Source organism: Parafrankia sp. EUN1f, assembly GCF_000177675.1.
In the GTDB taxonomy this organism is placed as follows: domain Bacteria; phylum Actinomycetota; class Actinomycetes; order Frankiales; family Frankiaceae; genus Parafrankia.
This window is the reverse complement of record NZ_ADGX01000362.1, coordinates 1-1376: the sequence shown is the minus strand read 5'-3', so window position 1 is coordinate 1376 and position 1376 is coordinate 1. Positions and strand designations below refer to the sequence as shown.

The following is a 1376-nucleotide window of genomic DNA, read 5'->3' as shown; positions in this document are numbered from 1 at the left end:
GGCTGCCGCGCCGGAACCGTATTCTCAGGTGTGACCGAGTCCGAAGACCAGCCGACGTTCCATGATCTCGGGCTTGGTACCGCAGTCCTGCGAGCCCTCACCGAACTCGGCTACGAGGTGCCGTCGCCGATCCAGGTGGGCACGATCCCTGCCCTGCTCGAGGGCCGTGACGTCGTCGGCCTCGCCCAGACCGGGACCGGCAAGACCGCCGCGTTCGCTCTCCCGATCCTGTCCAGGATCGACGTGCGCAGCACCTCCACCCAGGCGCTTGTGCTCGCTCCGACCCGGGAACTGGTCCTGCAGGTCGCCGAGGCGTTCGGCCGGTATGCCCACCACCTGCCCGGCCTGCATGTGCTGCCGGTCTACGGAGGGCAGGCCTATGCTCCGCAGCTGGCCGGGATCCGCCGCGGCGCGCAGGTCGTCGTCGGCACTCCCGGGCGGGTTATCGACCACCTGGAACGCGGGACGCTCGATCTGGGCGGCCTGCGCATGCTGGTCCTCGACGAGGCCGACGAGATGCTCCGGATGGGCTTCCAGGAGGAGGTCGACCGGATCCTCGCCGACACCCCCGATGCCAAGCAGGTCGCGCTGTTCTCCGCGACGATGCCCGCGCCGATCCGCCGCATCTCCCGGCAGTACCTGCGCGACCCGGTTGAGATCACCGTCAGGGCGCGGACTGTCACGGCCGCGAACACCCGGCAGCGGTTCCTGACCGTCGCCGGGCCGCGCAAGATGGACGCGCTCACCCGGGTCCTCGAAGTCGAACCGTTCGAAGCGATGATCATTTTTGTGCGGACGAAGTCGGCGACCGAGGACGTCGCCGAGCGGCTGCGCAGCCGCGGGTTCGCCACCGAGGCGATCAACGGCGACCTCGGCCAGCCGCAGCGGGAGAAGCTCATCGCCCAGCTCCGTGACGGCGCTCTCGACCTTCTCGTCGCCACGGACGTCGCCGCCCGCGGCCTCGACGTCGAACGGGTCACCCACGTCGTCAACTACGACATCCCCACCGACCCGGAGTCCTACGTCCACCGCATCGGCCGTACCGGCCGCGCCGGGCGCAGCGGTGAGGCGCTGCTGCTCGTCACCCCGAGGGAGAAGGGCCTGCTCGCCGCGATCGAGAAGGCGACTCGCCAGCCGCTCGCCGAGATGGAACTGCCGACCGCGGAGGATGTGAACGCCCGGCGGGTCGCGAAGTTCCACGACGCGATCACCGCCGCGCTCGACGCGCCGGCCCACGCCGTGTTCAGGGACCTGGTCCTTGGCTACACCCGTGAGCATGACGTGCCGCTCGCCGACATCGCCGCGGCGCTTGCTGTGATGACCCGCCAGGAACCGGGGGAGTTCCTCCTCCCGCCGGACTCCGCCCCGCCTGTCCG

General features: G+C 70.5%; 1 protein-coding gene. It reads left to right on the top strand.

Translation table 11 applies throughout. From position 1 onward, the window contains the following. Window positions 1-30 precede the first annotated feature (30 nt). Window positions 31-1376, top strand: a 1346-nt coding sequence (locus FREUN1FDRAFT_RS39080; RefSeq protein WP_035957696.1) for a DEAD/DEAH box helicase, incomplete at its 3' end; no start/stop codon positions are given.